This window comes from Maribacter sp. LLG6340-A2, assembly GCF_045057105.1.
Taxonomy (GTDB): domain Bacteria; phylum Bacteroidota; class Bacteroidia; order Flavobacteriales; family Flavobacteriaceae; genus Maribacter.
Map to the genome: position 1 here is coordinate 4,129,633 of NZ_CP159332.1, position 22,952 is coordinate 4,152,584.

At 35.8% G+C, this 22,952-nt stretch carries 23 protein-coding genes; 15 read left to right on the forward strand and 8 right to left on the reverse strand.

The features are described from left to right. The first annotated feature begins 58 nt into the window (after nucleotides 1-58). Together ABVM52_RS17505 and ABVM52_RS17510 are read left to right on the forward strand one after the other, a co-directional pair. Entirely contained in the window at nucleotides 59-760 is a 702-nt protein-coding gene (locus ABVM52_RS17505; RefSeq protein ID WP_405382369.1) for a hypothetical protein, read from the forward strand. 45 nt (nucleotides 761-805) lie between these two features. Beyond that, nucleotides 806-1,231: a GNAT family N-acetyltransferase gene (locus ABVM52_RS17510; RefSeq protein WP_405382370.1), complete on the forward strand. Its 426-nt coding sequence runs from the start codon at nucleotides 806-808 to the stop codon at nucleotides 1,229-1,231. A gap of 9 nt (nucleotides 1,232-1,240) precedes the next feature. On the opposite strand, the gene ABVM52_RS17515 is transcribed toward ABVM52_RS17510, so the two are convergent. Further along, nucleotides 1,241-2,008 carry an XRE family transcriptional regulator gene (locus ABVM52_RS17515; protein WP_405382371.1) on the reverse strand — a complete coding sequence of 256 codons (768 nt, stop codon included), beginning with the start codon at nucleotides 2,006-2,008 and terminating at the stop codon, nucleotides 1,241-1,243. Between the two features lie 133 nt (nucleotides 2,009-2,141). On the opposite strand from ABVM52_RS17515, the gene ABVM52_RS17520 reads away from it, so the two are divergent. The 5 genes from ABVM52_RS17520 to ABVM52_RS17540 all read left to right on the forward strand — a co-directional run bounded on the left by ABVM52_RS17520 (nucleotide 2,142) and on the right by ABVM52_RS17540 (nucleotide 6,784). Further along, nucleotides 2,142-3,401, forward strand: a complete 1,260-nt coding sequence (locus tag ABVM52_RS17520; protein ID WP_405382372.1) for a putative DNA modification/repair radical SAM protein — start codon at nucleotides 2,142-2,144, stop codon at nucleotides 3,399-3,401. A 208-nt stretch (nucleotides 3,402-3,609) separates the two neighbouring features. Further along, nucleotides 3,610-4,386, forward strand: a complete 777-nt coding sequence (locus ABVM52_RS17525; RefSeq protein WP_405382373.1) for a TIGR03915 family putative DNA repair protein — start codon at nucleotides 3,610-3,612, stop codon at nucleotides 4,384-4,386. 308 nt (nucleotides 4,387-4,694) lie between these two features. Further along, the gene (locus ABVM52_RS17530; protein ID WP_405382374.1) at nucleotides 4,695-5,867 is read left to right on the forward strand and encodes a DUF3095 family protein; all 1,173 of its coding nucleotides are present in this window, start codon (nucleotides 4,695-4,697) and stop codon (nucleotides 5,865-5,867) included. A gap of 35 nt (nucleotides 5,868-5,902) precedes the next feature. Beyond that, nucleotides 5,903-6,373, forward strand: a complete 471-nt coding sequence (locus ABVM52_RS17535) for an OsmC family protein (RefSeq protein ID WP_405382375.1) — start codon at nucleotides 5,903-5,905, stop codon at nucleotides 6,371-6,373. A gap of 36 nt (nucleotides 6,374-6,409) precedes the next feature. Next, nucleotides 6,410-6,784: a VOC family protein gene (locus ABVM52_RS17540; protein ID WP_405382376.1), complete on the forward strand. Its 375-nt coding sequence runs from the start codon at nucleotides 6,410-6,412 to the stop codon at nucleotides 6,782-6,784. Nucleotides 6,785-6,814: 30 nt separating this feature from the next. On the opposite strand, the gene ABVM52_RS17545 is transcribed toward ABVM52_RS17540, so the two are convergent. Then, nucleotides 6,815-7,345, reverse strand: coding sequence for a hypothetical protein (locus ABVM52_RS17545; protein ID WP_405382377.1), 531 nt, complete (start codon nucleotides 7,343-7,345; stop codon nucleotides 6,815-6,817). Between the two features lie 178 nt (nucleotides 7,346-7,523). On the opposite strand from ABVM52_RS17545, the gene ABVM52_RS17550 reads away from it, so the two are divergent. Beyond that, nucleotides 7,524-8,564, forward strand: coding sequence for a ThuA domain-containing protein (locus tag ABVM52_RS17550; protein WP_405382378.1), 1,041 nt, complete (start codon nucleotides 7,524-7,526; stop codon nucleotides 8,562-8,564). Nucleotides 8,565-8,579: 15 nt separating this feature from the next. On the opposite strand, the gene ABVM52_RS17555 is transcribed toward ABVM52_RS17550, so the two are convergent. Further along, complete coding sequence (locus tag ABVM52_RS17555; RefSeq protein WP_405382379.1) at nucleotides 8,580-9,059, reverse strand: nuclear transport factor 2 family protein; 480 nt, start codon at nucleotides 9,057-9,059, stop codon at nucleotides 8,580-8,582. A gap of 106 nt (nucleotides 9,060-9,165) precedes the next feature. Between ABVM52_RS17555 and panB the strand changes: the two genes are divergently transcribed. The 3 genes from panB (at nucleotide 9,166) to ABVM52_RS17570 (ending at nucleotide 11,636) form a co-directional block, all read left to right on the forward strand. Further along, nucleotides 9,166-9,984, forward strand: a complete 819-nt coding sequence (gene panB, locus ABVM52_RS17560) for a 3-methyl-2-oxobutanoate hydroxymethyltransferase (RefSeq protein ID WP_405382380.1) — start codon at nucleotides 9,166-9,168, stop codon at nucleotides 9,982-9,984. A 386-nt stretch (nucleotides 9,985-10,370) separates the two neighbouring features. Continuing rightward, entirely contained in the window at nucleotides 10,371-11,069 is a 699-nt protein-coding gene (locus ABVM52_RS17565; protein WP_405382381.1) for an RluA family pseudouridine synthase, read from the forward strand. Between the two features lie 36 nt (nucleotides 11,070-11,105). Continuing rightward, nucleotides 11,106-11,636 (forward strand): DUF4252 domain-containing protein, encoded by a 531-nt coding sequence (locus ABVM52_RS17570; protein ID WP_405382382.1) that lies wholly within the window; start codon nucleotides 11,106-11,108, stop codon nucleotides 11,634-11,636. A 10-nt stretch (nucleotides 11,637-11,646) separates the two neighbouring features. On the opposite strand, the gene ABVM52_RS17575 is transcribed toward ABVM52_RS17570, so the two are convergent. Both ABVM52_RS17575 and ABVM52_RS17580 read right to left on the reverse strand, forming a co-directional pair. Beyond that, nucleotides 11,647-12,501, reverse strand: a complete 855-nt coding sequence (locus ABVM52_RS17575) for a DMT family transporter (protein WP_405382383.1) — start codon at nucleotides 12,499-12,501, stop codon at nucleotides 11,647-11,649. 13 nt (nucleotides 12,502-12,514) lie between these two features. Then, complete coding sequence (locus ABVM52_RS17580) at nucleotides 12,515-14,059, reverse strand: hypothetical protein (protein WP_405382384.1); 1,545 nt, start codon at nucleotides 14,057-14,059, stop codon at nucleotides 12,515-12,517. A 145-nt stretch (nucleotides 14,060-14,204) separates the two neighbouring features. Here ABVM52_RS17580 and ABVM52_RS17585 point away from each other — a divergent pair, with 145 nt between their 5' ends. Together ABVM52_RS17585 and leuB are read left to right on the forward strand one after the other, a co-directional pair. Further along, entirely contained in the window at nucleotides 14,205-15,377 is a 1,173-nt protein-coding gene (locus ABVM52_RS17585) for a 2-isopropylmalate synthase (protein ID WP_405382385.1), read from the forward strand. 2 nt (nucleotides 15,378-15,379) lie between these two features. Beyond that, a complete protein-coding gene (gene leuB, locus ABVM52_RS17590) occupies nucleotides 15,380-16,498 on the forward strand; it encodes a 3-isopropylmalate dehydrogenase (RefSeq protein WP_405382386.1) in 1,119 nt (372 codons plus the stop codon). A 5-nt stretch (nucleotides 16,499-16,503) separates the two neighbouring features. On the opposite strand, the gene ABVM52_RS17595 is transcribed toward leuB, so the two are convergent. Then, nucleotides 16,504-17,730, reverse strand: a complete 1,227-nt coding sequence (locus ABVM52_RS17595) for a peroxiredoxin family protein (protein WP_405382387.1) — start codon at nucleotides 17,728-17,730, stop codon at nucleotides 16,504-16,506. A 124-nt stretch (nucleotides 17,731-17,854) separates the two neighbouring features. Between ABVM52_RS17595 and pheT the strand changes: the two genes are divergently transcribed. Then, nucleotides 17,855-20,284, forward strand: a complete 2,430-nt coding sequence (gene pheT / locus ABVM52_RS17600) for a phenylalanine--tRNA ligase subunit beta (RefSeq protein WP_405382388.1) — start codon at nucleotides 17,855-17,857, stop codon at nucleotides 20,282-20,284. On the opposite strand, the gene ABVM52_RS17605 is transcribed toward pheT, so the two are convergent. Next, entirely contained in the window at nucleotides 20,285-20,860 is a 576-nt protein-coding gene (locus ABVM52_RS17605; protein ID WP_405382389.1) for a fasciclin domain-containing protein, read from the reverse strand. Nucleotides 20,861-21,064: 204 nt separating this feature from the next. Between ABVM52_RS17605 and ABVM52_RS17610 the strand changes: the two genes are divergently transcribed. Then, on the forward strand, nucleotides 21,065-21,787 hold the full coding sequence (locus ABVM52_RS17610; RefSeq protein WP_405382390.1) for a hypothetical protein: 723 nt from the start codon (nucleotides 21,065-21,067) through the stop codon (nucleotides 21,785-21,787). Between the two features lies 1 nt (nucleotide 21,788). Here the strand turns inward: ABVM52_RS17610 and ABVM52_RS17615 are convergent, their stop codons facing one another. Then, nucleotides 21,789-22,925 carry a hypothetical protein gene (locus ABVM52_RS17615; protein WP_405382391.1) on the reverse strand — a complete coding sequence of 379 codons (1,137 nt, stop codon included), beginning with the start codon at nucleotides 22,923-22,925 and terminating at the stop codon, nucleotides 21,789-21,791. Nucleotides 22,926-22,952: the final 27 nt, after the last annotated feature.

The window sequence follows — 22,952 nt, forward strand, 5'->3', positions numbered from 1 at the left end:
TTTTTAAAATGTGGTTTAAAACATTTTATTCATTTAAAATCAAATTATTAAATGCCTTATGTTAAAGAAAATATTTAGGATTATATTACTCCTTGTTTTTGTGCTAATTCTTGGCTTTGGATTTCTTTATTATAGCTATAACGAACCTTTACCTCAAGGCGTTTCTGGACCTGAAGCAGATGCTTTGGCCTATAGAATGCTAGATGCGCTACATTATAAAGAATATAACCGTGCTAAGATATTGGAATGGTCATTTAGGGATGAACATTTTTATTCATGGAACAAGGAAAAGGCCAGGGTAAACATAAAATGGGACGCCTATATGATAGACCTTGACCTTATAAGTCCTTCTTCTAGCATTGCCTACAAGGACAATGTACGCTTATCCTATGAAGAAAGCCAAGACCTTATCAAAAAGGCATTAGAGTATTTTAACAACGACTCTTTTTGGCTTGTAGCGCCATATAAAGTGTTTGATAATGGAACCGAACGGTTTTTAGTAAATCTAGAGGATGGCTCAGAAGGGTTATTGGTAACTTACGGCAAAGGAGGAGACACCCCTGGCGATTCCTACCTATGGATTTTGGAAAGAAGTGGCAAACCTAAGAGTTTTAAAATGTGGGTAAAAATTGTTCCTATTGGTGGTTTGGAGGCTTCTTGGAATGCCTGGAAGGAAACAGAAACCGGCGTACTTTTACCTACCTCTCATAACATTGGACCATTTACTATTTCAATGGAACCGGTAAATGCCCTCCCATAAGTAACAAAAAATAGTATCATTTAATATTTATAGACCTATTGCATAATGAACATTAGACTATTATCCAAAGAAGAAGTTAATACCGACCTGCAAAACCAATTATGTGAATTATACAGAGAACTCAATGACGAATTAAAACAACTGAATTTAAATACTATTCTCAATGATTATGACACTACGGACATCGTTGTCTGTATGGATGGAGAAAAATTAGTAGGCATTGCCATGATGGCGAAATATAAAGTTATATCCGGACACAAAGGAATGATTGAGGATGTGGTGGTGGCATCTTCGCATAGAGGACAAGGCATTGGCAGAAAACTTATGGTAAAACTTTTAGATCACGCCAAAAACGAACAACTCAATGATATTCTACTTTTTAGTGGTCATCATAGAACTGCGGCTATATCACTCTATAAAAGCTTGGGATTTACTTTAAAAGAAAGCGGACTTTACATTAAAAAGATTTAAAGTATAGATTTAGTTAACCTTTTTAACATGCTGTAATTGATTCTTTAACTCCTGCATAGACTCTTGTAATTGCCTAAGTAACCCATTATCCGTAGTGGCATCTACGTTAAACGTAATCTTACTACTTACCTCCCAAATTTCCTGGATTTGAAATGGCTTAATATCATAGGGCGGATAAGTTTCATTAAGCGATACCAAGGTAATGTTGTTGGAATTTGGACGCTTTTCTATTTTTTTTACCATCACGGAATCCTGCAACACTACTACATACATTTTATTGGCGCTGACATAATCAATATGTTCTATAGCCCTTGCCAGAACCCACTCCCCCGGATGTAGATTGGGAAGCATACTATCCCCTTCTACTTGAAAACCTCTATAGGTAGCATTTCTAAATTCAGGTATGGGCAAATCAAACGCAGGTAATTGTTGGTACCAGCTTGTATCGGATATATTTTGTGGATATCCTGCTGCCGCTTTGGCATTGACCAAAACCATATTTTCTTGATTAGAGGCATCTACCGTTACCACCTTGGGTATAACACTGGTCTTGGAGGTTTCTAAATACTGCTCCTCACTTTCACCAAACAACCACAGCGGATTAATTTTAAATTGTTTCAACAATTCAAGCACTACCTTTCCAGATAATTTTGTTCGCCCTCGTTCAATATCCGCCGTTGTGTTAGATACCCCCAACAAAGCAGCAAAATCTGCCTGGGTATACCCCAATTCCCTTCTAAGGTCCGTAAATCGTTTTAATGTAAGCTCGTTCTCCATAACCTAAACTCTTTAAATGAGATATTCCTCAATCTTCCTCAAATATACATAATATGGATTATATCCAAAATATTAATTGGATTATTTCCATAATTAGGAATATATCCATATTTTTGGAATAATTACAAATGCTATGGATTTCAAAAGAATTAAAGAAAAACTAAATATTTTGGCAGATGCCGCCAAGTATGATGTCTCTTGCTCCAGTAGCGGTAGCAATAGAAAAAATAAAAACAACGGTCTGGGCGATACGGGAAATGGTATTTGCCATTCATATACAGAAGATGGTAGGTGTGTTTCCTTATTAAAAATTCTATTGACCAATCACTGCATATTTGATTGTGCCTATTGTGTAACAAGAAAGAGCAATGATATACAAAGGGCAGCCTTTAAAATACAGGAAGTAGTAGACCTTACCATCAATTTTTACAGAAGAAATTATATAGAGGGATTATTTCTAAGTTCCGGAATTTTTAAAAGTGCGGACCACACGATGGAACGTCTTATTGCGGTTGCTAAAAAATTAAGGGAGGAAGAAAATTTCAACGGATATATTCACTTAAAATCCATTCCAGGGGCAAGTGATGAACTTATGTATGAGGCCGGATTATATGCAGACCGTTTATCGGTCAATATAGAAATCCCCACTGTATCCGGCCTTAAACTTTTAGCTCCTGATAAAAACCATGCAGATTTCATAAAGCCAATGCTTAAGGTCAAAAATGAGATCATACGCTATAAGGAGGAGAAAAAAATTATAAAACACACTGCAAAATATGCACCTGCAGGACAAAGCACCCAAATGATAGTTGGTGCTACCGGTGAAAGCGACAAGGATATCATGTACTCTGCTACACATTTTTACAAAAACTATAACATGAAAAGAGTGTATTACTCTGGTTATGTTTCTATTTCTACGGATAGTCGCTTACCTTCCATAGGTACGGAAGTACCTATGCTTAGGGAAAACAGGTTGTACCAGACCGATTGGTTATTGCGCTTTTACGGATTTACTGTTAACGAAATATTAGATGCGGATAACCCAAATCTAGATATGGATATTGACCCAAAACTTATGTGGGCCTTAAGAAATTTAAATCTGTTTCCTGTAAATATCAATTTGGCGGATAAACATATGCTTGCAAGAATTCCTGGAGTTGGTATGGCATCGGTCAATAAAATACTGAACGGTAGAAAATTTCGAAAACTCAACTGGGATCATTTAAAAAAAATGGGGGTGGCACTTAATAGGGCTAAATATTTTATTATCTGTAATTCTACAGATTGGGAACGTAGAGACCTAGATGCAGGACGGATAAAAAGCATGATACTACAAAGTTCTAATAGTAAGTTTAAAAAACAATATTCCAATCAATTATCGTTATTTAATTAAATTTTCACTTTAAACATTTGGCCGATGTACAATTATCAAAATACTCTAGAAAAATCACATAACCTTGAAGCTTTTTCCATTAAGGAAAATTGCAGAAAATATGTATTAGAGTTAGGCTACCAATTGGTTTTATTAAGGAGTGTCTTTAGAAAGAAAACTAGAATTTTTATTCAATTTTTTACGTTGTTCAACATATAATATCTCAACTATGGAAAATACAAAAAAGCTAATTTATGATGGTAGTTTTAATGGATTTCTTACCGCTATTTTTATAGCCTATGAGCAAAAGCTATCCCATGCAGATATTCAGCGCCAAGGTCAAAACCAAGGCGGGTTATTTACCGAGTCAGAAACAATTTTCACGAATATTGATAAAGCGCAGCGCGTCTGGAACGGTGTTCGTAAAAAAAGTAATGAGGCCATTAAGAATATTTACTTTGCTTTCTTGAGCGAGAATAAAAATATAGAAGCACTACTCTACCACTATATTAGAAAGTTAATGGATAGTAAGTTAAATAGTTCCAAGAATTTCAGTGATGATTGTATCTTAAAAATTAACCAAATTGCCCATAAAGTAGGCAGGGAAAAACATAGAATGGAAGCATTTGTAAGGTTTCAATTGACCAAGGACAATGTATATTTTGCCAATATTGAACCAGACTTCAATGTATTACCATTAATATCCAAACATTTTAGAAATAGATATGCAGACCAACAATGGATTATTTATGATGTTAAACGTAAGTATGGTTTGTTCTATAATTTTAAAACAGTTGAAGTAATTTCTTTGGATTTGGCTGAGGTACACACCAATAGCATTGAAAAAAATTCAGCCTTTACAGATGAAGAATATGAATATCAAAGCCTTTGGAACAATTATTTTAAAAGCACCAATATCAAATCTCGTATTAATACAAAACTACACACGCAGCACGTTCCTAAACGTTATTGGAAATACCTTTCAGAAAAAAAGGAAGCCGTATAAGCTCAATTTATTTAAGCTTTTATCATTTGGTGCATCAAAGTAGCTTTTAAATGTGTTGATCATTGATAAAATTAATAAGCCCTACCGGTAAATGGCAGTATAGTTCTAACACTTTCTTATTGGGGTGAATTGATATTGGGAAGGCATTGATATTGGGAAGGCACTGAATTTGATATTTTAAAATATCAAATTCAAAAAATCAGATTTAAATTTTACACTTAAACGTAGTATCAAAATATTATTTAGTTTTAACCTCTCAATTTAATTTACACCCATTTTACCAAAATTAAAATAGTTAATTCAAGCTAATGGAGGATGCATATTTTTATTCCAAATTGAAAAAATCCACCAGAACATTGAGTGAAACGCTAGGGTTTGAAAACGAGTTTACGAACGTACCTCCCTCCTGGTATGTTGTTGTTGTAGATGTGGAAAATTCAACTAAAGCAGTTGATGATGGCAAACATCACCAAATAAACCTTACTGCTACAGGAGCCATCATATCTGTTTTAAATACAATCCGTAAAAAAAGGAAAAATATAGAACTGCCCTATTTTTTTGGTGGTGATGGCGCTACGTTTTTGCTACCAAGCCTTATGTTGAATGAAGTTATCATTGTCCTTCAAAATTACAGTCTGCATATTCAAAAAAATACTAATCTACTTTTAAGGGTAGGTCATATCTCTATAAAGGAGCTGCTTGTACAGAAAACGAACATTAAGGTTATAAAACACCAACTAACCCCACAACTTACCATCCCTATTGTATTGGGAAATGGTTTAAAAAAAGCGGAGGTAATCATAAAACGAACTTTTGTAACACAAACCGAAACCAATTTTAAAAAGAATCTTTTAGATCTTGAAGGAATGCAATGTAGATGGGAACAGATAAGTCCCGTACAATTGCAAAAAAAAGTGGTTTGTCTATTATTGGATGTTGCTGATGAAAATTTACAAAGTCCTATCTATAAGGATGTACTAAATCAAATGAACCTTCTTTTTGGAGCGTTTAACAAACGGCAACCTATAAAGTCTAACAGTTTAAAACTAGACTTTAGGTTACAGAAGATTTTAGAGGAAATGAAAATTAGCATTTCTAATGGAAATCTCTTTTATGTTCTTAAGCACTGGTTACAAACATTATTTGGAAAAGTGTATTTTAATTTTTCAAAAGAAGGTAAACGATATTTAAATCAAATTGGTCAGTTGTCTCACACCTTTATGTTAGACGGTACCATCAACACGATATTTACGGCGGAACAACCTCAAATAGATCTTTTTATTTCCTACTTGGACAAATTGGAAGTTTCAGAAAAAATTATTTACGGTATTCATGTAACTCACGCTTCTGTAATGTCATGTTATGTATTGGATAGAAAAACCAAACATGCACATTTTGTAGATGGTACGGAAGGTGGCTATACATCAGCTGCCAAGATGTTCAAAACTAAACTTGATGCCTCTAAAAAACATTTGAATTAAATGGGTCATTATATAAAACTGGAGAAAGAATATAGATGAAACAACACAACTACCAAACTCAAATAACATGGACGGGTAATCAAGGAAAAGGAACCTTGAATTATAAATCTTATAGCCGTAGTCACGAAATTCTGGTAACAGGAAAATATAAGACCATTCAAGGTTCATCTGACCCTTCTTTTCTAGGCGACCCATCCAAATACAATCCAGAGGACCTCTTTTTATCTTCCCTTTCCTCCTGCCATATGTTATGGTATCTACATCTCTGTACCGTTCATAATATCATTGTAACCCAATATGTAGATAATGCAACCGGAACAATGGAAGAATCAGCTGATGGAAGTGGTAAATTTACTCAAGTCACCCTTTACCCTATTGTCACTATTGCGGATAGTAACATGAAAGAACTTGCAAAATCACTACATGAAAAGGCCAACCAAATGTGCTTTATTGCAAATTCCTGTAATTTTAAAATACACCACCAGCCTAGTATTTTAATTGAATAACCCATATAATTTAGTATAAGTCTAAAAATTATACCAGTGAACCTAAATCAAATTACCGTTCCTTCTTTAAACCTTTCTGAATCATTTGATTTTTATGTGAAATTGGGTCTAAAACCTATTGTAAAGTCTCTACCGCATTATGCCCGTTTTATGTGTCCGGAAGGTAGCGCTACCTTTTCTATTCATTTAGTGGAAAGACTACCAAAAGGAGATGGTGTTTATGTATATTTTGAATGCAAAAACTTGGATTCATATGTAAAGGAACTTCAAGAAAAAGGTATAATTTTTGACCAACTACCTACCGATCAAAGATGGCTTTGGCGAGAAGCCCGCCTAAAAGATTTAGACGGGAACCAACTTATTTTGTTTCATGCAGGTGAAAATAGGCTTAATCCGCCATGGAGAATTTAAGCCCATATGTACCTCCTAATCTTATCTACGTTATTTATTGGACTTAGCGCCCGTAAATTGATCACTCTTATTTTTAAAAAGCACATTAAACGTTGTTAAACTACCATATATACGTGTAATATATTGTTGTAAGTCTATCTTCTCCTGATCATCCAAGTTTTTACTGGAATTTATTTTTTGTTCCATTACCCTAATGCGATCACGGACCATGACAATTTTGTGAAAAAAGGTATCTATTGGAATTTCTTTAGCACTTAGGGCTGCATCACCCGGTTCTAAAATTAAATTGCCGCCTTTCCATTTATCTGCAATGGCAACACGTTCGGTTACATCGCTCCACTTTTGTAGTATGGAGACCAAAGAGGTTTCCACATCAAAAAAACTTACCGTATCCACCTCTGCTTCTACCGCTTCAATAACCTCAAAATCATCATCAATTGCAATGGTTTCCAAACCAGCTTCCATAAATGTTACCCAGTATTGCTTAGAAGAAACATTGGTAACTACGCCTTTTCCTAAAGTTGTATGCGCTATCCTTGACCCTATCCCTAGTAATTTCATTTTTAATCAATTTTATAATTGCTAAAATATATGCTGTATAATAAATGGACAACAAATTTTCTTATAATTCACCAGAAGATATGAAAGCATTATTTTTTTGTAATCTAACGTACTTCATGTACATTTAAAGACACGATATGCTAAGTAATAATCGTATCTAAAACTTAAATATACAACCATGAAAAAACTAATGGCAATACCATTATTCTGTTTATTGATGATTTCCTGTGGCGAGAAAAAAAAGGAAGTCAAGGAAGAACCGCCAACTAAACTTAAAGCCTTAATCATTGATGGGCAGAACAATCATTATGTATGGCCAAAAACGACAATGATGATCAAGGATTATTTGGAACAAACAGAACTATTTACCGTTTCTATAGAACGTATGGATTCTGTTTGGTTAGGTGTAAAGTACAACCAGTCCAGACCGGAAGCCTATACCATGTTCATAGAAAATTATCCCTTGAACGATAAGGAATATGCCATATCAGATGAACCGATCACGACCTCTGAGTTTTCCTTTAATTTTAATGAATATGACCTCATAATATCCAACTTAGGCGAAAAATCTCCTCTTTGGCCGGCAGAGACCAGAAAAGCATTTGAGGAATATATGTCCAATGGTGGCGGATTTGTTGTGTTGCACGCCGCCAATAATGCTTGGGGCAATTGGGACGAATTCAATAAAATGATCGGACTGGGTGCTTGGGGAGGCCGTGACGAAAGTTCAGGTCCTTATGTATATTATAACGAAGATGGCCAATTGATCAAGGATAATGGTGAAGGTGTTTGTGGGTCCCATGGTCCTGAATACGAATTTCAGCTAACCACAAGAGCTCCAGAACATCCTATAATGAAGGGACTACCTGAAAAATGGCTGCATACCAAGGATGAACTTTATGAACGTATGAGGGGTCCGTTTGAAAATGCCACGATTCTTGCAACCGCATTTGCAGATGTTGAAAAAAATGCTCCACCTTGGGATCCCAATGTAAAAGGTTTAGGACAACATGTAGCCCAACTTATGGCCATTAATTACGGCAAAGGAAGGGTTTTTCATTCCACTTTAGGACATTTTGATTATAGTATGGAATGCGTAGGGTTTATTACCACCTTACAGCGCGGGGCAGAATGGGCGGCTACAGGCAAGGTAACCCAAGAGATACCGGATAATTTCCCTACGGAAGATACTGTACAATCCATTGATTGGACCAAATAAACCAAAGATTTATAATTATTTTAGGGTTGGTGGCTTACAGTCGCCAACCCTTCTTGTATCTATCAGGTATATTATTTTCCATTCCTTATTTTCCTTAAACAATTGAAATGAATTTACTCCGCAATGATGAAATTCATTATTAAGCCAAAACTCATATGTGGTCCAAGCATTAGCCATTGCCCCATCTATTTGTATAGAATAATCCAATATTCGTTCTTCAAAATGTATTGAATCTGGTATTGTTATTATAGCATTTACAAGACTGCTATATGCTTCAGTTTTAAGCACCGAATGTCCATTACTATCATTCTTTACCGTCTGTACCTGTATTGTTTTATGAACTACATCATACAACGCTAATGAATCTTTTTCATGAAACGCCTTGAAAAAAGCTGTGATAGTATGTTTGACCGCTTCTTCTTCTTGGTTTTGGGCAGCTAGTGCAATACTGAACAATCCCAATAAAAAACTAAGCGCATATCTTTTAACCATCATGATGTAGTTTCCCTGTAAATTAAGAATATAAATTGATTTTCTTTACAAAATCGGACTAGTCATTAAAACTCCTTACTTTTATGGTGCTAAAATCCAAAAACTAACTATGTCAACAGCAAAAAAAGAATATAAAAGAATCACCGTAAAATCATTGGTGGATATGAAAAAGCACGGAGAGAAGATTTCTATGCTTACCGCCTATGATTACTCTATGGCCAAAATTGTAGATGCCGCAAAGGTCGATGTTATTTTAGTGGGCGATTCTGCAAGTAATGTAATGGCCGGTCACGAAACCACCTTGCCCATTACCTTGGATCAAATGATTTACCATGCATCTTCCGTAATTAGGGCAGTACACAGGGCGTTGGTCGTGGTAGACCTTCCTTTTGGAAGTTACCAAAGTGACCCTAAGGAGGCATTGCGCTCTGCTATACGAATTATGAAAGAAAGTGGCGCCCATGCGGTTAAGTTAGAAGGTGGCGCTGAAATTAAAGAATCCGTTAAGCGCATTTTAGCGGCAGGGATACCTGTTATGGGGCACTTGGGACTTACACCACAATCTATTTACAAATTTGGAACCTATACCGTAAGAGCCAAGGAAGAAGAAGAGGCGGCACAGCTTATGGAGGATGCAAAATTATTGGAGAAATTAGGCTGTTTTGGTTTGGTTCTTGAAAAAATACCTGCTGAACTTACCAAAACCGTATCTGAAAGTTTAACCATTCCTACCATAGGTATTGGAGGTGGCAAATATGCTGACGGACAAGTTTTGGTGGTACACGATCTTTTGGGAATGACCCATGAATTCAATCCTCGTTTTTTACGTAGATACATGAATCTTTATGAAGAAATGGGCAAGGCCATATCTAATTATGTAGATGATGTTAAGCGTTTGGATTTTCCAAATGATGATGAGCAGTATTAGCGACCTAATAAAATTGAAAGGAGATAGTACCTTATTTCATTTTTGAATTTTAACGATCGTATTATCTCTGTTATGAGTTATTCAATGGTCAATATAAGAACACAGTAATATATAGCTCATTCTGGTAACGCATTTAAAAATCTGTATAAAGCAATCAAATTTTAATAAGTGATTCCACTCATTTAGTTTGACCAAAGCTCTAACGAAACTGGTTTCTACATGTAATCCAATCAAGAATTCAGAATTGACTTTTTATTGTTTCATCTGATGGTCTTTGAAAGTTAATGTCGCGGACAGCGCCTTAACCACAGGGGTTATCTTATCACTAGATGAAACAAGTAAACATGTAAATTCTTTATTTAAATAGTATTTTAGCATAAAACTTCTTGTTGAAAAAGCAATATTCCACAGCAGAAAATCTACAGGTCCTTTATGAGGACAACCACCTAATTGTTATCAATAAACGACCTGGTGATATTGTTCAAGGGGATAAAACGGGGGACCAACCTTTAAGCGAAACCGTTAAAGCCTTTTTGAAGAAAAAATACAATAAGCCCGGCAATGTGTATTTAGGAGTAGTGCATCGTTTGGATAGGCCTACTTCTGGAATCGTTGTCTTTGCCAAAACTTCAAAGGCGCTACCTAGACTTAATAAAATGTTTGCCGAAAAAGAAGCTCAAAAAACATATTGGGCCATTGTGAAGAACAAACCTAAAGACAAGCAGAAACGCTTGGTACATTACTTAAAACGAAATACTAAGCAAAATAAATCGTACGCGCACCTGCAAGAGGTTAGGGACAGCAAAAAAGCAATACTTACCTATCAACTATTAAAAAGCCTTCAGAATTACTTTTTATTGGAAATTGACCTGGAAACCGGTAGACATCATCAAATAAGGAGTCAACTTACGGCCTTAGGATCACCTATAAAGGGCGATTTAAAATATGGTTATTCCAGGAGCAATAAAGATGGTAGTATACATCTGCATGCCAGAAAGCTTTTGTTCATTCACCCGGTTAAAAAAGAACAATTGGAAATAACGGCCCCACCTCCCAATGACCCAATTTGGAATGCATGTCTTTAATTTCTGTATTTTTAAAGTTATCTAAACTAAACTCGTATGAACCGTTTTCCAATTTTCCTGATCGCTCTAATTTTTTTATCCTCTTGTGGCGGATATAATTCCATAGACTCCTTTTATAACAATCATAAAAATGATAATCAGGTAACTGCTATAAGAGTACCTCAGTTTATGCTGTCCATGCTTAGTGAGATATCGCCCGAAATGAAAGCACTAGTAGGAAACACAAAAGATTTAAGGTTTATGCAATTTCCCAGCGCAACTCCAGCAAAGTCGCAGTATCTAAACACTCAAATGAACGGTATAACAGGTACCTCTTTTATTGAAGTTTATAGAAAAAATGATGAACTAAAACGTAATGTGGTTTCCATACGCGAAAAACGAAATTCAGTAAAAGAAATACTTATTTACAATAACAACAACCAATCTGGTTCGTTTCTATATTTTAATGGTGATTTTGACCCAATTAAAGTACGTGAAATGGCTAAAAATGAGCAATTTACTAAATTTGGGGAGCATATAATTAATCAATTTGGCCCCAACACATTGGGTACACCCACCAATAATTAAATTCTTGAATTCATGATTTTGTTCTAACACTTTCAATGACCACTGAACTTAATATAAGGATACCTCCTACTATGGTGTTGGCCGCTGGAATTTCCGCAAGAAATAACGCCCCTATTACAATTCCATATATAGGTTGAATACTACTTAAGATACTTACGGTAGTAATGGTAAAATGCTTAAAGGTCATGAGAAACAAGGTGTGCCCAATAGCCGTTGTCAATACTGCTAATGCAAGAAGTGCCTGCCATTGAGATACAATGTCAACTAATGGCACCGTAAACATGAAGGGTATTAAGATACCCGCGGTAATAACCGTTTGGTAAACCATGAGTACGGAACCGTTATAATTGGACACTTTTTTCTTTAATAAAATATTTCTTAAGGCATAGGCTAAAGCGGACAACACCCCAAAACCAACCGCCAAGGAATTGGAATCTGCAAAATCTAAAGTTGGACTTAGCAAATACATGCCTAATAAGACCAGAACTGCCAATACTAAATGTATACGTTGAAATTTGGTACCAAGCATAATGGGTTCCAAAAATGCCGTTATAACAGGATACGTAAATAACGATAGCATACCAATGGCTACACTGGACAGTTGTAAAGCATAAAAGTAGGACAACCAATGTACGCACATAAGCACACCAGTTACACCTATAATCAACCAGTCCTCTCGTTTTATCCTGAAGGAGTACTTTTTATATAAACAGAATAAAATTAAGGCCACTGCGGCCAGTATAGCTCTTGAACCAATTGTGGTAGTTACAGGCAATTGAACATATCTACCCAATGCTCCAGAAGTAGCAATGAAGAACATGGCCAAATTAATTTCCAATAAATGACGTACATGTAATTTCTTCATTATAGAAACTACCTTAACGACTATGAGCCATAGCTTTCTCCCGTATAATTTGGGATACCGGCTTGTTTTGCAAGTGACTCTCTAACCAAGAAAGGATATCTAAATACAAAAATGCACGTTTCTCATAAGGATGATTTTCATACTTTTTAAGCTCTGCATGCAGTTTTTGAAACTCGGCCTTTAATTCATTGGGATAAATGCTCCCCAAACCTCTTAAAAATTTAATCATTTCTTTTTGTACGGCATGCATATCGTTCATTTTCAAAAGAAACTTATAAGTGCTCTTTAACTGTATTTCCAAATGATAGTCCATACCGGCTTCATAATGTGCCACAAGACTTAAAACCCGCGCAAAACACATTAAATCCTCGCGCATTTTTAAATTCTTGTTATCAATGATTTTTTTAAGATATTGAATACATGTTTTATTGTCCCCTACCCCAAAATACAGACACGCTATTTTATAATACAGTACCATAACATGATGTACATCTATACGGTCTCTATGTTTATTAATTCCGTATTCAATGATTTTGACCAAATACAACCCTTTTTCAAAAGTACCCTCTAAAAAGTGTAGGTTTAATTTATTGGCATTGATGTACATAAATACCAATGAGTTGATATTGTCATTATCCGGAAATTCCTTCTCCTTAATGGTTTGCTCCAAACGATCCAATACTTCTTTGAACTGAGAACTATATTGTACGTAAAATAAGGATTCCAACAAATAATGATTTCCTTTTAAAAAGAAAACCGGATTTAGGTAAATCATGTCCTTATTATCATAGAACAAATCCACCCATTTGCTGGAATATTTAAAACAGGATAAAAAGTCTTGTGTTAGAAAACTATACCACAGATAGGCTTTATATAACCACAATTTTTCACGAAAGCCTAAATCTTCTATGTTATACAAAGGCAAGTGGTCGTTAAAATACGTTTTAACCTTTTGGTAATCCTCATCACTACGTACATAACCTACCTTTAACATCATACCATACAACTGTAGGGATAAATTGGATAATTTACTGGTCATTACATTATGACCGGACAATTCCTTTGCCTGCACTGCCAACTCATTTGCCCTATCCGGTATACTTCTGGTTATGTACTGTGTTTCAATAATCTTTTCCAGTTCAACGATTTCATAGGCAATATTCTTTTCTTCATTTTCTATGGCAATGGTTTTAACCTTGTCAAGAATTTTAAGACTTTGCTTATAAAGTCCTTTTTGATACAAAATGGTCGCAAAATCCAGCTGCTCACGTATTTGCACCCTAATATTTTGATTAACGGGATTTAATCGTAAGCTGACCAATATTTGCTTATAAAGATGTGCTTTAAGGTTTGAGAGCTGTGCTTTTTTAACTATCCCACTTTCTAGTATTATTTTCTCATCATATTGCTTAATTTTATCCAATAAATTGAAAAGCGCTAGAAATTTTGCATCGGTATTTACCCCTAATCTGCCTACGTAAAGCTTAAACTGTCGCTTCTCGGATTTTGAAAGAGATTTCACTAAAACAAACAAAGCATCTTTATGGGCATTTGTCATCGTAAAAAAAAGTGTTTAAATAATTGCAATTCAGCATTTTATATACCTAAAAATCTGTCTTAACGTTGTAAACATGATAACAAAATTTATGAATTTTGTGTATTAGGTTATATATTCGTTTGACGAGTAAAATTACATAAATATAATGAGTAAAGATATAGTACAAATATTTGATACGACATTAAGAGATGGAGAACAGGTCCCCGGCTGTAAGTTGGACATGGACCAAAAACTGGTCATCGCTGAGCGTCTGGATTTACTGGGCGTTAATATCATCGAAGCCGGTTTCCCCGTTTCAAGTCCGGGTGATTTCAAATCTGTAGAAGCCATAGCAAAGCTCGTTAAAAATGCTACTGTTTGTGGGTTGACCAGAGCAGTAAAAAAAGATATTGAAGTAGCTGCAGAGGCTCTTCAACATGCCAAAATTCCAAGAATCCATACCGGTATTGGTACATCTGACTCCCATATAAAATTCAAATTCAACTCTAATCGCGATGCCATTATAGAACGTGCCGTAGCTGCGGTCAGTTATGCAAAAACCTTTGTAGAGGATGTTGAGTTTTATGCAGAAGACGCGGGTAGAACGGATAATGAATTCTTAGCTCGTGTTTGTGAAGCAGTTATAAAAGCGGGCGCAACAGTGCTCAATATACCGGATACCACAGGGTATTGCCTTCCTGAAGAATATGGAGGTAAAATTAAATACCTACGTGAAAATGTCAAAGGAATAGAAAAGGCAACACTATCCTGCCATTGTCACAATGACCTTGGACTTGCTACGGCAAATTCCATAGCAGGTGTATTGAATGGCGCTAGACAAATAGAATGTACAATCAATGGAATTGGTGAACGTGCCGGTAATACTTCTTTGGAGGAAGTGGTTATGATCATGCGCCAACATCCAGACCTTAATTTAGACACTACCATCAATAGTAAACTTCTGTATGATACCAGTAAAATGGTTTCCAATAAAATGGGAATGATCGTACAGCCTAATAAAGCTATTGTAGGAGCCAACGCATTTGCCCATAGTTCAGGTATTCACCAAGATGGTGTTATCAAAAACAGGGAAACCTATGAAATTATGGACCCATCTGATGTTGGTGTTACGGAATCGTCCATAGTCTTGACCGCACGTAGTGGTAGGGCCGCTTTGGCCTATAGGGCTAAGATAGTGGGCTATGAGCTGACCAAAACTCAATTGGATACCGTATATGAGGAATTTTTAGCCTATGCGGATTCCAGAAAAGAGGTTAAGGACGAGGATATCCACCAAATTGTGGAGACCTCAAAAATAGATTTACAACGTATTAGCTAACTATGCATTTAAATATCGCTGTATTGGAAGGTGACGGTATTGGGCCCGAAGTCGTTGCCCAATCCATTAAATGCCTGCGTTCTGTTGAAGAAACCTTTGGTCATAGCTTTACCTTTAAAAGTGGGTTGATCGGTGCAACCGCAATAAAAAAGACTGGAACCCCTTTACCCAAAGAAACTTTAAAAATCTGTAAGGAAACTGATGCTACCCTATTTGGTGCATTAGGTCTGCCAGAATTTGATGAGAACCCCAAGGCCAAAGTCTGGCCAGAACAAGGATTACTAAAATTACGTAAAGAGCTTGGCCTATTTGCAAATATTAGACCTGTTAAGGTTTTCCCTTCCCTGGTAAAGCAATCTCCCTTACCCAAAAAAAGTGTGAAGGATACTGATTTGGTCATTTTCAGGGAATTGTCCGGTGGTATTTATTACGGGGACAAAGCCGTGGGCAACGACCAAACTTCCGCAACTGATACCTGCACTTATACAGAGGCAGAAATAAGTAGAATAGCTCATTTAGCATTCAAGTCTGCACGCTCAAGAAAAAAGAAAGTAACACTGGTTGACAAAGCCAATGTTTTGGAAACTTCTAGATTATGGAGAAGAGTGGTCCATTCTATTTCAGAAAGCTATCCTGATGTTACCTTAGATTGTCTATTTATTGACAATGCCGCGGTACAGATGATTTTGAATCCGTCGCAATTCGATGTTATACTAACCGATAATATGTTTGGGGATATCCTTTCTGACCAAGGCAGTGTCATTGCGGGTTCTATAGGATTATTACCATCGGCTTCCGTTGGATTGGAACATGCCATGTTTGAACCTATTCATGGTTCTTACCCAGATGCTAAAGGCAAAAATATTGCCAACCCGGTAGCATCTATACTAAGTATGGCCATGTTATTGCAACATTTTAAAATGGATGAGGAATCCGATGCCGTGGTTGCAGCTGTTTTAAAATCATTTTCTAAAAAAATAGTTACTCCGGATATTATGGGAAGTTCCAAATATGGCACGAACTACGTAGGTGATTTTATAGCGGACAATATCATGGAATTGGATGGTACGTTCACCATTAACGATGAAAATATTGGTTTAGGCAAATCAACGATTATCTAGCCCAATTACTCCCGCAGCAATTGGTTTACAAAATCATCAAAATCGGCTTTAAACTCTAAAAATTTATCACCCGTTGCCGGACCATTGAATCCGGTGTGTATTTTTCTTATATCACCATTCTTATCAAGAAATATGGTGGTCGGGTAAGAAAGTACGTGGTTGAGCATGGGTAGTTTTTTCTGAGCTTCCTTCTTATCGTAAGACCCATACTGCGCCAGTAGAATAGGATAATTAACCCCAATTCTATCTTTAAGTCGCTTAATAGCCATGAATGCTTTTTCCTTAGTTTTGGCAGACTCAAATGCTAAGCCAATTACTTCCACATCTTTATTAGGATTTTCCGCTAAATAATTCACCAAAAATTTAGATTCATCCAAACAATTAGGACACCATGTCCCCATTAACTGCACAATGACCACCTTATCCTTAAAACGTTCATCTGCCAATGATACATGGGTATTGTTTAAATTTGGGAATGTAAAGGCCAATTTATCATAACCTTCATTGATAAAGGTTAGGGAATCTGGACTGGGCAAATCAAAATTTTCATTTCTTCTTGCTACGAACGGTTCCTTAAAATGGTTACCGGAATAAAACATTCCGTTCATACTGGAATCAGTAACTTTTGCGGTAAATAAAAAAGCATGCGCCCCATCAAAAGCAGACAACTTTAGAGAATCACCTTCTACTACCCCATCCAAAAACCTGTAATCTCCTGTAGTTGTCCTAAATGTGCCAGAGACCTTGTTTTTTTCTTGTAAAAAAATTCCCTTGCCCATATAACTGTCGTCCGTATTGGGACTAAAATTGGTTTCCCATATCCCAGATACATTTTGATCACTTGGTTTTTTAGTTGTAAAACGTTCCTCTTCACCATAGGTGGCCGTAAAGGGAACAACTCTATCCAAACTCTCCTTAACAAAAGAACCGGTTATCATGGTATCATCAAAGGTTCCTGCCAAATACCCCTCAAATACAGGGGTTTGCATTATTATAGAATCGCCAAAAATCGTTATTTCATCAACCTCAATAACTTCATCGGCATTAAAGATTTTCATGGTATAAATACCCTTGTCATCTTTCTCCACATTAAGATTGAACGGAAGTAGTTGATTGTCCATTACTTCCAACTCTACTCGCCATGGGCCTTCTGCTAAAATCTTAACCTGATTTTGTTTTTTACAGGATACTATTAAAAGACAAATCAGCACTATTCTTACAATTCTTTTCATCATCATTCATTTACAGCCCCGAAATAACAATTTATAACCCACAATTAAAAATTAAAAGAAACACTTATCTCCATATTGAATGTCTACAGTCATTGTTTTATCTTTGCGGACTTAAATGATTTGAATGAAAATATCATATAACTGGTTAAAGCAGTTTATAAAAATAGATTGGGAATCTGATAAAACAGCAGAACTTTTAACCGATTTAGGACTAGAGGTTGAAGGCGTTGAAAAATTTGAATCTGTAAAAGGAGGGTTAAACGGTGTGGTCGTTGGCCATGTACTAAGTTGTGAAAAACATACCAATGCAGACAAGTTAAATGTTACCATGGTAGATGTTGGTCAGGAAGCTCCTTTACAAATTGTTTGCGGGGCCCGTAATGTAGCTGCGGGACAAAAAGTACCAGTAGCAACAATAGGTACCACATTATATACCCCAGAAGGTGAGGCTTGGACCATTAAAAAAGGAAAAATACGTGGAGAGGAAAGCCATGGTATGATTTGTGCCGAAGACGAATTAGGACTAGGTAGCAGTCATGACGGTATCATGGTTTTGAACAAAAACGTTAAGGTTGGCACACCCTGTGCAGAATTATTTGATATTGAGTTGGATGAAGTCTTTGAAATAGGATTGACCCCTAACCGGGCAGACGCCATGAGCCATTTTGGTGTGGCCAGGGATTTAAAGGCCGGTCTTAAACAGAAAGAAATTACCAAGGAACTTATTACTCCTTCTACCAGTCATTTCAACATTAACGACCGTTCATTAAAAATTGATGTAGATGTCAAGGATTCTTCTTTGGCACCCAGATATTGTGGGGTTACATTAAGTAACTTAACCGTGCAACCCTCCCCTACCTGGCTACAAAATAGACTTAAGGCCATAGGTTTAACACCTAAGAACAATGTGGTAGACGCTACCAATTATGTGTTACACGAGTTAGGACAACCTTTACACGCTTTTGATGCAGCTAAGATCAAAGGAAATAAAATTGTTGTCCAAACCATGCCCAAGGGTAGCAAATTCACTACTCTGGACGGAGTGGAAAGAACCCTTCACGAAGACGATTTAATGATTTGTGATGCAAAGGAACCACTTTGCTTGGCAGGAATTTTTGGCGGATTGGATTCTGGTGTAACAGAAAGTACGACATCCATATTTTTGGAAAGCGCCTATTTTAATCCTGTATCTATTCGTAAATCTGCCAAGAGACATGGGTTAAACACCGATGCCTCTTTTAGGTTTGAACGTGGTATAGATATTGAAAATGTAGAATACAGCCTTAAACGTGCCGCCTTGTTGATCAAAGATATTGCCGGAGGCGAAATAACATCGGATATTATTGACCTTTACCCCAATAAGGTTAATAATTTTGAAGTTTTCTTGGCCTTTGAAAAAATCAATAAATTAATTGGGCAGGAAATTCCACAAGATACCATCAAATCCATTTTAGCATCGCTTGATATTAAAGTAAAGAATGTTACCGAAGCTGGTATGGGGTTAGAAGTTCCTTCTTATAGGGTAGATGTGCAGCGCCAAGTAGATGTCATTGAAGAGATTTTACGGGTTTATGGTTATAACAATATTGCATTTGGCAATAAATTAAATGCTTCCATAGCCACTACTTCTCCAACAGAAGATCATATCATACAAAATACAGTAGGTAATCTTTTGGCTTCTAAAGGTTATTATGAAATCTTGACCAATAGCCTTACCAATCCAAATTATGCTGAGCTATTAAACAATGACGATAATGATACTACCTCTGTTCAAATCATTAATCCATTAAGTGGTGATTTGTCCGTACTAAGAAGGGCTTCCTTATTTTCCGCATTGGAATCTGCCAATTATAATATCAATAGAAAACGGAATAATCTTAAGTTGTTTGAATTTGGGAAGACCTACCACTCCAGAGAAAATAAAAGAACAGAGAATAAATACCTCAGTATTTTATTGTCCGGGAATACCTTACCGGAAAGCTGGACCAATAAACCAACCGCCACCAACTTCTTTGAATTAAAAACTATTGTAACAACCATTCTTACACGTTTAGGTTTAAAGGATTTAAAAAGTGAACCAACGGAATCCAACCTATTCTCTGAAGGACTTTCCTTTTATTACAAAAAAAATAATTTGGTTTCCTTTGGTTTGATAAAAAAATCTATTTTAAAGCATTTTGATATTAAACAGGATATTTTATTTGCTGATTTTAATTGGGATGTAATCTTAAAACAATTAAGCAAGTCACCTATTCTATATAAAGAGATTCCAAAATATCCAGAAGTTAAAAGAGATTTTGCCCTATTGCTGGATCAAAAAACAAGCTACAAAGAACTGTATGAATTGGCCAATAGTACGGAACGAAAGTATTTAAAGGATGTTTCTCTTTTTGATGTCTATGAAGGAAAAAACCTTCCTGAAGGTAAAAAATCCTATGCGGTTAGTTTTACCCTACAAGACGATAAAAGCACGTTGACCGATAAGCAAATTGAAAAAATAATGGGCAAGCTCCAGAGAAACTACGAAGAAAAATTGGGAGCCAGCCTACGTTGATCAATACAACTTTACCGGTAAAAAAACTGCATCTATTTCATGAATGATTCCGTTAGACTGTGTCGCGTCCGCTCTAACGATCGTAGCCTTGTTACCTGCATTATCCGTAAGTACAATGTCTATTCCGTTCATGGTAGCTGTTATCTTTTCCCCTAAGATAGTGGTGAATTTTGCAATACCTTTTCCCCGGCACATAGCCCGTAATATGGATGATGCAGAGAATTTACCCGCAATAATATGGTAAGAAAGAATATCTCTTACCATTTTGCTGTTTTTAGGGTCCAATAATTTATCCGCCGTTAGTTTCGGCAACTTATTAAAGGCTGTATTTGACGGTGCAAATACAGTAAATTCCCCATCATAAGCCAACACCTTATCTAAACGGGTAGATTTTAAAATAGATGAAAGTGTAGAATAATGCTCAAAAGTAGCTGTACGCTCTTCTATGGTTGTATTGGAAATTAATAAGCTAGATGGTAACTGCTCTGCAGGAAGGTTGATTAAGGAGGCCTGTGCGGATACGGAAACTGCACACATTAGGGCACAGCACAATGTGCACAATATCAATCTTTTCATGTAGTAAGTTCTTTTAGGGCTCAAGTATAAAAAATCGATAAAATGCACGATTTCTCCGTTAATATACAACTTCATGCATAGTAGTCCTATGCAAAATTATTCAAATCATTAATTTAACAAAATATTAACATTTCATTAGATTAAACAAAATTTCAATCAATTTATTAAATGGCTAACTTTGAGGGGATTGCTAAAAAAAGAGATATGCTACTACCGAAAATAGACCTGGAAAAAAAACTTGAAAAAATTAAGACCCAAAGATTAAAATCTGAAGACCACACACTAAAGAAAGTTCTTGATATCCTTTCCCAAGTAGATAAAGACTATGAAAGAATTGAAAATAATCTACATTCTTCACATAAAACCATTAAGAATAATTTTAATATAGATGAACTGGACCATCTGAAAATTTATCATCTTGAGGATATAAAGAATATATGTATAGATTACCGTTTACGGTTTTTGGATACTAAATATTTTAAAGGAAAGTTACCTGCTGAAGCTGTTTCTAAAATAAAACAACTAGAAAATGTACATCATACAGAAATTAAAGGTTTTAAAATAATTGCCCCTTCTAAATTATTTAAGTTAGAAGACAAGGATGACCCTTTACTTTTTGCGCCTATAGGCAATGATTACTATTACCTAATACATAAATGGGGCAATGATTTACATCCATTTAGAAAAATACTTATGTGGCCCTTTAAAAATATAGTGAATCTAACCATTTTAGTAGGTATTCTAAGCTATTTTGCCACACTGTTAATACCCAATGGTCTTTTTTCCAAATCTAGCACTAGTGCAGAATTCTGGATTATCTATTTTTTCGTTTTTAAATGTCTTGCAGCAGTAGTTATTTTCTATGGCTTTGCCCTGGGTAAAAATTTTAACCCGGCCATATGGAACAGTAAGTATTTTAATAGCTGATTTATTGGTATGATTTAATGAAGAAACTTTGCGGAACACCCTCCAAATCTATATGATCTACTACTTTGAATTCTGGAGCAGTGCTTAATCTTAAAATGCCACCTTGTTGTGTTTCATTTTTCTTCTTATACCCTATTAGAATAAATTCGTTGGCTTCATCAAAACCAATAGCTGTGGTGGATGCAATATTATATTTAACATCCAATTCAGATTTGGTCAAAAAGTTTTCGTACAAATAAACGATAGTACTATTTTTTTCAAAATTATAAACGGCCGGTACTTCAGTAACAGTAGCAGATGTAGCTGTTTTTTGATAATATATTTGACCTGTAGCATCCATATAAATGTCCTTGGCTGTTAAAAATCCGGGTTCGGTACCTTTCCCATACATGGTATATGTTTTATCTAAACTTATAGGGTCTAAGGTGGTATGCAATTCTGGATAGGCAACTACAATATGGCCCGAATTATTTTTCAACAATTTAGTTGCATCATTCCCCAAATCCAATTCCGTTAACTGTTCTTTTGAGTCTTCATCAATAACACTTAAGTAATAAGCATTAGACTCATATTCATCCTTGGTCAAAATGAACAACCTGCCCTTAGATGATATGACATCAATTGGTTTTTTGTCTAACTGTATATCTATATAAGAAGTTTCAGAATGGGTAGTCCTTGGGATAGCCCTTAATGCAAAATAATTATTCTTACCATCTAATTGTTGTATATAAGAAATGTACAACGCTTTATCAGTATAGGCTAAGGCAGTAACCTGCAAATTACAAGGATTTACATCTGTGAAAACAGCAGTTCTAAACGTACTATCCTCATCTGCATTATACAATTGAACATTGGCCTCACAGTTATTAGTGAAATAATAACCAAGGTATTGCCGATCCCTAAATTTTTGAACACTACTTGAAATTTTTTCAAAATCTGTGGATGCTTCTTTTAACGTTAAACCTGTTTCATTAGAGGTCAACACTATTGCGGAGATTTGGTTGTCCTTTTCTAAAAAGACCGTATAACCTGCTTCAATTATAGAGGAAGGTACTTCTAAATCTGTATTGGTGGGTGTTTCACAAGCTAGGATACTTAAGGCCATACCAAGGCAGGCCACATATTTGTAGGTTTTCATAAAACATTGATTTGGGTTAATCTATGT

Bases quoted from the DNA above. Each gene is read 5' to 3' on its own strand.
- ABVM52_RS17580 (WP_405382384.1), bottom strand. From the start codon at position 14,059: ATGACAAATGCCCATAAAGATGCTTTGTTTGTTTTAGTGAAATCTCTT.
- ABVM52_RS17545 (WP_405382377.1), bottom strand. From the start codon at position 7,345: ATGAAATTACTAGGGATAGGGTCAAGGATAGCGCATACAACTTTAGGA.
- ABVM52_RS17555 (WP_405382379.1), bottom strand. From the start codon at position 9,059: ATGATGGTTAAAAGATATGCGCTTAGTTTTTTATTGGGATTGTTCAGT.
- ABVM52_RS17505 (WP_405382369.1), top strand. From the start codon at position 59: ATGTTAAAGAAAATATTTAGGATTATATTACTCCTTGTTTTTGTGCTA.
- ABVM52_RS17615 (WP_405382391.1), bottom strand. From the start codon at position 22,925: ATGAAAACCTACAAATATGTGGCCTGCCTTGGTATGGCCTTAAGTATC.
- ABVM52_RS17585 (WP_405382385.1), top strand. From the start codon at position 14,205: ATGAGTAAAGATATAGTACAAATATTTGATACGACATTAAGAGATGGA.
- ABVM52_RS17605 (WP_405382389.1), bottom strand. From the start codon at position 20,860: ATGAAAAGATTGATATTGTGCACATTGTGCTGTGCCCTAATGTGTGCA.
- ABVM52_RS17570 (WP_405382382.1), top strand. From the start codon at position 11,106: ATGAACCGTTTTCCAATTTTCCTGATCGCTCTAATTTTTTTATCCTCT.
- leuB (WP_405382386.1), top strand. From the start codon at position 15,380: ATGCATTTAAATATCGCTGTATTGGAAGGTGACGGTATTGGGCCCGAA.
- ABVM52_RS17530 (WP_405382374.1), top strand. From the start codon at position 4,695: ATGGAGGATGCATATTTTTATTCCAAATTGAAAAAATCCACCAGAACA.
- ABVM52_RS17535 (WP_405382375.1), top strand. From the start codon at position 5,903: ATGAAACAACACAACTACCAAACTCAAATAACATGGACGGGTAATCAA.
- ABVM52_RS17520 (WP_405382372.1), top strand. From the start codon at position 2,142: ATGGATTTCAAAAGAATTAAAGAAAAACTAAATATTTTGGCAGATGCC.
- ABVM52_RS17595 (WP_405382387.1), bottom strand. From the start codon at position 17,730: ATGAAAAGAATTGTAAGAATAGTGCTGATTTGTCTTTTAATAGTATCC.
- ABVM52_RS17575 (WP_405382383.1), bottom strand. From the start codon at position 12,501: ATGAAGAAATTACATGTACGTCATTTATTGGAAATTAATTTGGCCATG.
- ABVM52_RS17610 (WP_405382390.1), top strand. From the start codon at position 21,065: ATGCTACTACCGAAAATAGACCTGGAAAAAAAACTTGAAAAAATTAAG.
- ABVM52_RS17510 (WP_405382370.1), top strand. From the start codon at position 806: ATGAACATTAGACTATTATCCAAAGAAGAAGTTAATACCGACCTGCAA.
- ABVM52_RS17525 (WP_405382373.1), top strand. From the start codon at position 3,610: ATGGAAAATACAAAAAAGCTAATTTATGATGGTAGTTTTAATGGATTT.
- ABVM52_RS17550 (WP_405382378.1), top strand. From the start codon at position 7,524: ATGAAAAAACTAATGGCAATACCATTATTCTGTTTATTGATGATTTCC.
- panB (WP_405382380.1), top strand. From the start codon at position 9,166: ATGTCAACAGCAAAAAAAGAATATAAAAGAATCACCGTAAAATCATTG.
- ABVM52_RS17515 (WP_405382371.1), bottom strand. From the start codon at position 2,008: ATGGAGAACGAGCTTACATTAAAACGATTTACGGACCTTAGAAGGGAA.
- pheT (WP_405382388.1), top strand. From the start codon at position 17,855: ATGAAAATATCATATAACTGGTTAAAGCAGTTTATAAAAATAGATTGG.